This is a genomic window from Streptomyces sp. NPDC007157, assembly GCF_040634235.1.
Lineage (GTDB): Bacteria > Actinomycetota > Actinomycetes > Streptomycetales > Streptomycetaceae > Streptomyces.
The window spans coordinates 64804-72258 of the sequence record NZ_JBEYFE010000041.1 but is presented as its reverse complement, the minus strand read 5'-3'; the positions used below and the strand labels follow the sequence as shown (position 1 = coordinate 72258).

Annotated in this window: 4 protein-coding genes; 2 read left to right on the top strand and 2 right to left on the bottom strand. The window is 70.8% G+C overall.

Annotation, left to right across the window (positions count from 1 at the left end; all coding sequences use genetic code 11):
• Positions 1-79: 79 nt before the first annotated feature.
• Complete coding sequence (locus tag ABZ642_RS43105) at positions 80-586, bottom strand: MarR family transcriptional regulator (RefSeq protein WP_360496111.1); 507 nt, start codon at positions 584-586, stop codon at positions 80-82.
• A 193-nt stretch (positions 587-779) separates the two neighbouring features.
• Complete coding sequence (locus ABZ642_RS43100; protein WP_360496108.1) at positions 780-3164, bottom strand: excinuclease ABC subunit UvrA; 2385 nt, start codon at positions 3162-3164, stop codon at positions 780-782.
• A gap of 643 nt (positions 3165-3807) precedes the next feature.
• On the opposite strand from ABZ642_RS43100, the gene ABZ642_RS43095 reads away from it, so the two are divergent.
• Together ABZ642_RS43095 and ABZ642_RS43090 are read left to right on the top strand one after the other, a co-directional pair.
• Entirely contained in the window at positions 3808-4800 is a 993-nt protein-coding gene (locus ABZ642_RS43095; RefSeq protein ID WP_360496105.1) for a phospholipase D-like domain-containing protein, read from the top strand.
• A gap of 582 nt (positions 4801-5382) precedes the next feature.
• Positions 5383-7416, top strand: coding sequence for an NAD(+) synthase (locus tag ABZ642_RS43090; RefSeq protein WP_360496117.1), 2034 nt, complete (start codon positions 5383-5385; stop codon positions 7414-7416).
• Positions 7417-7455: the final 39 nt, after the last annotated feature.

Here is a 7455-nt window from a genome sequence, read left to right as displayed (position 1 = left end):
CCAGCGGCCCCAGTTGCGGTACAGGGCGCGGCCCCGGGGCTCCCGCGTGCGGGCCCTCGGCGCAGGCGGACGCCGTCTCCTAGCGTCGGCGCCAGGGCAGCGCCTCCCGCTCGTCGCTGTCGGCGTCCATGCGCTGCAGCGCGGTGTTGATCGCCTCGCCGACCGCGGCGAACTGGGTCACCTGCTCGGGGGTCAGGGCGTCGAAGACGGCTCGGCGGACCGCCTCCACGTGGCCGGGCGCCGCGCGCTCCAGGAGGCGCACGCCCTCCTCGGTGAGGACGGCGAACTGGTTACGGCGGTTGCCGGGTTCCTCGCGGCGGTCCACGTAGCCGGCCTCCTGAAGGCGGGTCACGGCGTGGGTGAGCCGGCTCCGGGTGATCTTCAGGCGTTCGGCGAGCTCGGACATGGTCAGGCTGTGATCCTTGACCGAGGACAGGTGGGCGAGCAGCGTGTAGTCGGCGTGGGTCATGCCCGCATCGCGCCGCAGCTGGCGGTTGAGGTGGTCGGACAGGTGGGTGGAGAACTGGACGTAGGCGAGCCACGCCCGTCGTTCCTCGGGGTTCAGCCAGCGTGGCGTCGTGGTCATGCGCGCACTGTAACCACCTACGTTTGAATGTTCAAACCTCCGCGCCTCCACCCGGGCGCGTGTTTCCGGCGTCGTGGTCGGGCTCTCGCAGGTGTCACGGAGCTCGTGGTCGGGCTCTCGTAGATGTCATGGAGCGGGGCGCGGGAAACCCGTCGGCGGACGAGTTCCCGCGCCCGGCGGCGGGCCGGGGGTGTCAGGCGCCCACGTACTCCGCGAGGTGCTCGGCGGTGAGGGTCCTGCGGGCGGCGACGAGGTCGGCCGGGGTGCCCTCGAAGACGATCCGGCCGCCGTCGTGGCCGGCGCCGGGGCCGAGGTCGATGATCCAGTCGGCGTGGGCCATGACCGCCTGGTGGTGCTCGACGACGATGACGGACTTGCCGGCGTCGACCAGCCGGTCGAGCAGGCCGAGGAGTTGCTGGACGTCGGCGAGGTGGAGGCCCGCGGTCGGCTCGTCGAGGACGTAGACGCCACCCTTGTCGGCCATGTGCGTGGCCAGCTTGAGGCGCTGGCGCTCACCGCCGGACAGGGTGGTGAGCGGCTGGCCGATGGTGAGGTAGCCGAGGCCGACGTCCTGGAGCCGCTGGGCGATCCGCTGAGCGGGCGGGACGTTCGCCTCGTCCGCCGCGAAGAACACCACGGCCTCGTTCACCGACAGGGCCAGCACCTCGCTGATGTCCCGGCCGTGGAGTCGGTAGTCGAGCACCGAACGCTCGAACCGCTTCCCGTCGCAGTCCTCACAGGTGGTGGCCACGCCGGCCATCATCGCCAGGTCGGTGTAGATGACGCCGGCGCCGTTGCAGGTGGGGCAGGCGCCCTCGGAGTTGGGGCTGAACAGGGCCGGCTTGACGCCGTTCTCCTTGGCGAAGGCCTTGCGGATCGGTTCGAGGAGTCCGGTGTACGTCGCCGGGTTGCTGCGCCGGGAGCCGCGGATGGCACCCTGGTCGACGGAGATCACTCCGGCGCCGGCCGGGATCGAGCCGTGCACCAGGGAGCTCTTGCCGGACCCGGCGACGCCGGTGACGACGGTCAGGACCCCGAGCGGGACGTCGACGTCGACGCCCTGGAGGTTGTGGGTGCTCGCGCCGCGGATCTCCAGCGCCCCGGTGGGCTTGCGGACGGTCTCCTTCAGGGTGGCCCGGTCGTCGATGTGCCGGCCGGTGATGGTGCCGGCCTTGCGGAGGCCTTCGACGGTGCCCTCGAAGCAGACGGTGCCGCCGCCCGCGCCGGCGCCGGGGCCGAGGTCGACGACGTGGTCGGCGATCGCGATGACCTCGGGCTTGTGCTCGACGACGAGGACGGTGTTGCCCTTGTCGCGCAGTTGCAGCAGCAGGCCGTTCATGCGCTGGATGTCGTGCGGGTGCAGGCCGGTGGTGGGCTCGTCGAAGACGTAGGTGGCGTCGGTGAGCGAGGAGCCGAGGTGGCGGATCATCTTGGTGCGCTGTGCCTCGCCACCGGACAGGGTGCCGGCCGGCCGGTCCAGTGAGAGATAGCCGAGGCCGATCTCCACGAACGACTCCAGGGTGTCGCGGAGCGTCGTGAGGAGCGGTGCCACCGACGGCTCGTCGAGGCCCTTGACCCATGCGGCCAGGTCGCTGATCTGCATCGCGCAGGCGTCGGCGATGCTGATCCCGGCGATCTTCGAGGAGCGGGCGCCTTCGCTCAGGCGGGTGCCGTCGCAGTCGGGGCAGGTGGCGAAGGTGACCGCCCGCTCCACGAACTCGCGGATGTGCGGCTGCATCGACTCCTTGTCCTTGGAGAGCATCGACTTCTGGATGCGCGGGATCAGACCCTCGTAGGTCATGTTGATGCCCGCGATCTTCATCCGGGTCGGCTCGCGGTGCAGGAAGTCGTGCAGTTCCTTCTTGGTGAACTTCCTGATCGGCTTGTCCGGGTCGAAGAAGCCGGACTCGGTGTAGAGGCGGGAGTTCCAGCCGCCGCCCTTGTAGCCGGGGACGGTGATCGCGCCCTCGTTGAGGGACTTGGTGTCGTCGTAGAGCTGGCCGAGGTCGAGGTCGGTGACGGCGCCGCGGCCCTCGCAGCGCGGGCACATGCCGCCGGTGATGCTGAAGCTGCGGCGCTCCTTCACCTGCTGTCCGCCGCGTTCGACGGTGACGGCGCCCGCCCCGCTGATGGAGGCGATGTTGAAGGAGAAAGCCTTGGGCGAGCCGATGTGCGGCTTCCCGAGCCGGCTGAAGAGAATCCGCAGCAGCGCGTTGGCGTCGGTGGCGGTGCCGACGGTGGAGCGGGGGTCGCCGCCCATCCGCTGCTGGTCGACGATGATCGCGGTGGTCAGTCCGTCGAGGACGTCGACCTCGGGTCGGGCCAGGTTGGGCATGAAGCCCTGGACGAAGGCGGGGTAGGTCTCGTTGATCAGCCGCTGCGACTCGGCGGCGATGGTGTCGAACACCAGCGAGCTCTTGCCCGAGCCGGAGACTCCGGTGAAGACCGTCAGCCGGCGCTTCGGGATCTCGATGCTGACGTCCTTGAGGTTGTTCTCTCGCGCGCCGTGCACACGGATCAGGTCGTGGCTGTCCGCCACGTGCGGCGTGGACGCCTGCGTCTCGGTCTTTCCGGCCATGCTCAAACCCGTCTCCATCCGCTGCGCGGGGCCTCCGTCGACGGCCGCCACGCTAGCCGGGGTGGAACACTAGCGCTTCTCCATTCCTGACCGGTCCCGCCGCACGCCTGCTGACCGGCCCCCACCGGCCGCCCGGCCGTGACCCCGCGGACCACCGACGACCCGGGGGAACCGAAACCGCTGCGCCACCTGAAGGAGGTGGCGCGCCGTGGCTGCGCGATATCGGCGACGCGGAGAACGAGCCGGCCAGGCGGTGCGTCGGGGCGACCGTCCACGACCACCGGGAGACCCCGATCGGCGGCATCAGCATCTCGTCGACGGCGATGGAACTCGGACCGGACGAGAAGCGGGTCCGGGTGCCCACGCCGCACGTCGTCGCCGCCCACAAGGTCTCCAGGGCCTCGGCCACCGCTGCCGCTGCCTCCGACAGGCCGCCCGCCGGGCCCGGCTACGAAGATTTTGCGTTCTCGCGGGACGCCCATGAACCGGCCCCGACCTGCGCGAAGTCCGCATTGTCCGCCCCTACGGCCCACAGGTAACGGCGAGTTCACCGGGCTCCCCTTCCTCGGCGGTCTACGCGCGTGGTGTCATGCGCACGCTCACCCACCCCCCACGTGAGCGTCAACTCGACTAGGAGTCACGCATGCTGTCGAAGCTTCTCGGTCGCGCGGGTGTCGCCCTGGCGGCCGGCGCGGCCGTGGTCGCCGCCGCGGTCCCCGCGAACGCCGCGAGCTACACCGCGTTCGCCTTCTCGCTCACCAGCAGCGAGCCCACGATCTACGACTTCATCAACTCGGCCACCAGCTCGCTCGACATGACGATGTACGAGCTGGAGGACACCACGGCCGTCAACGACCTCATAGCCCTCAAGAACAAGGGCGTCACCGTGCGGGTGGTCCTGGACCGGGCGCACCAGAGCGCCAACAGTTCCGCGTACAGCGCCCTGACCGCGGCCGGCGTGGGTGTGGTGTGGTCGCCGTCCAGCTTCGTCTACACGCATCAGAAGACCATCACGGTGGACGCCACCAAGTCGCTGGTCCTGACCGGCAACCTGACCTCGCAGTACTACTCGACCGGCCGGGACTACGGGGTGTTCACCGACGACACCCGCGATGTCGCCGCGATCGAGAAGGTGTTCGCCGCCGACTACGCCGGCACCTCGGTCACCCCCACCGACGGCGACCACCTGCTCTGGTCCCCCACCGACTCCCGGAGCCGGCTGCTGTCCGTGATCAACGCCGCCACCAAGACGCTCGACGTCGAGGAACTGGAGTTCAGCGACAGCACGGTGGTCAACGCGATCGTGGCCCGGGCCGAGGCGGGCGTGAAGGTGCGGATGGTTCTGGAGACCCCGGGCGACTACTCCAGCGAGGTCTCCGAGATCGAGGGCGCCGGCGGCACGGTCGTCGGCTACTCCGACCCCGACGGCTTCTACATCCACGCCAAGGCCATGGTCGCCGACTACGGCCTGTCCACCCAGGAGGTGGAGGCCGGCTCCATGAACATCAGCAGCAACTCCCTGTCCAACAACCGGGAGCTGGGCATCATCCTGACCGGCACGGGGGTGGCCCAGTCGGTGGCCACGACCGTCGAGACCACGTTCAACAGCGACTACAAGGGCGGCACGGCCGCGTAGCGAAGCGGGCCTCCGCCCTCCCCACCCCGGCGACGCCTGCGCGCGGGCCGGGGTGGGGCTCGGCCACGCGGGCAGGCCGCAGGGGCGTCCTGGCGTCAGCGGGGGGACTTCCACACCCGCTGGGAGGCGTGGCGCGCCGGCGCCGATGACGACCCGGTCGTCACCCGGCCGCGCCTGGTCAGCGAGTGGCCGGGCATCATCCGCACCGGTCCCCGGCTGTCCGTCCGGCATCATCCGCACCGGTCCCCGGCTGTCCGTCCGGCATCGCCGGCCCGACCGGCCGGCCCGCCGGACGGAGACCACGTTCCACCGGGTGCCGCCGAGACCGAGGCCCCGGCCCGCCGGACGGCCGCCGCTCTTCTGGACACCATGCCCCTGTGACCCCTGTGACCCCTGTGACCCCTCCCGCCCGGTCGACGGCCCCGCGGCTCGCCCGGAATCCCCTGGTCAGCAAGGATCACCGTCGATCTATGCTTCTTGGAGCAGGAGGTTCGCCGGACCGCCGAAGGAGAGGGTGCCCGGGTACGGCGACGCCGTCCGTCCGGCATCCGCACCGTGTCCGTCTCTCCCGAGGAAGCCCCGTTGAACTTCTGGTCGATCTATGAGCACGGCTTCGCGCGGGTCGCCGCGTGCACCGGCCACACCGTCATCGCCGACCCGCGTGCCAACGCCGAGGCGGTCCTGCGCCAGGCCCGCCGCTGCGCCGAGGACGGGGTCGCCGTGGCCGTCTTCCCCGAGCTCGGCCTGACCGGTTACTCGATCGAGGACCTGCTCCTCCAGGACGTGGTGCTCGACCAGGTCGAGGAGGCCCTCGCGACGGTCGCGGCCGGTTCGGCCGAGCTGCTCCCGGTCCTCGTCGTCGGCGCCCCGCTGCGCCATCGCAACCGGATCTACAACTGCGCGGTGTTCGTGCACCGCGGCCGGATCCTCGGTGTCGCACCCAAGTCGTACCCGCCCAACTACCGGGAGTTCTACGAGCGCCGGCAGATCGCCTCGGGCGACGACGAGCGGGGTGGAACCATCCGGATCGGCGGCCAGTCCGTGCCGTTCGGGGTGGACCTGCTGTTCGACGCGGAGGACGTCCCCGGTCTGGTGCTGCACGCCGAGATCTGCGAGGACATGTGGGTGCCGGTGCCGCCGAGCGCGGAGGCCGCGCTGGCCGGCGCGACCGTGCTGGTGAACCTCTCGGGCAGCCCGATCACGGTCGGCCGTGCCGAGGACCGCAAGCTGCTGTGCCGCTCGGCGTCGCAGCGCTGCCTGGCCGCGTACGTCTACGCGGCGGCCGGTCTGGGTGAGTCCTCGACGGACCTGTCCTGGGACGGCCAGACCATGATCTACGAGAACGGCGCGCTGCTCGCCGAGACGGACCGGTTCCCGCTGGACGACCAGTACGCGGTGGCCGACGTGGACCTGGACCTGCTGCGCCAGGAGCGGGCCCGGATGGGCTCGTTCGACGACAACCGCCGTACGCACGCGACCCGCACCGGCGGCTTCCGGACCGTCCCCTTCCGGCTCGACCCGCCGACCGCCGACCTGGGCCTGCGCCGCCGGGTCGAACGCTTCCCCTTCGTCCCCGCGGACCCCGAACGGCTCGCCCTGGACTGCTACGAGGCGTACAACATCCAGGTCGCGGCGCTCCAGCAGCGGCTGACGGCGATCGGCGGCCCGAAGGTGGTCATCGGGGTGTCCGGCGGCCTCGACTCCACGCACGCGCTGATCGTCGCGGCCCGGGCGATGGACCGGATGGGCCGCCCGCGCACCGACATCCTGGCCTTCACCCTGCCGGGCTTCGCCACCGGCGACCACACCAAGGGCAACGCCCACCGGCTGATGAACTCGCTCGGCGTGACCGCGGCCGAGCTGGACATCACGCCGACCGCGCGCCTCATGCTCAAGGAGATGGACCACCCGTTCGCGGCCGACGAGCCGGTGTACGACATCACCTTCGAGAACGTCCAGGCCGGACTGCGCACCGACTACCTCTTCCGGCTCGCCAACCAGCGCGGCGGCATCGTGCTGGGCACCGGTGACCTCTCCGAGCTGGCGCTGGGGTGGTGCACGTACGGCGTCGGCGACCAGATGAGCCACTACAACGTCAACTCCGGTGTGCCGAAGACGCTGATCCAGCATCTGATCCGCTGGGTGATCAGCAGCGAGCAGTTCGACCCGGAGACGGGTGAGACGCTCGCCGCCATCCTCGACACGGAGATCAGCCCCGAACTGGTGCCGGGCGAGGAGCTGCAGTCCACCGAGTCCAAGATCGGCCCGTACGCGCTGCACGACTTCACCCTGTACCAGGTGCTGCGGCACGGGTTCCGGCCGTCGAAGATCGCCTTCCTGGCCTGGCACGCCTGGCACGACCGGGAGGCGGGCGCCTGGCCGCCCGGCTTCCCCGAGTCCGACCGCAAGGCGTACGACCTGGCCGAGATCCGGCACTGGCTCGACTACTTCTGCCGGCGCTTCTTCGCCTTCGCCCAGTTCAAGCGCTCGGCCATGCCGAACGGCCCGAAGGTCTCGGCGGGCGGCTCCCTGTCTCCGCGCGGCGACTGGCGCGCCCCGTCGGACAGTTCGGCGAAGGCCTGGCTGCACGACCTGGCGCGCGTCCCGGAGGCGTAGCCTTCCTGCCCCCGATTTGGTGTCCGCCCTGTGGCCACG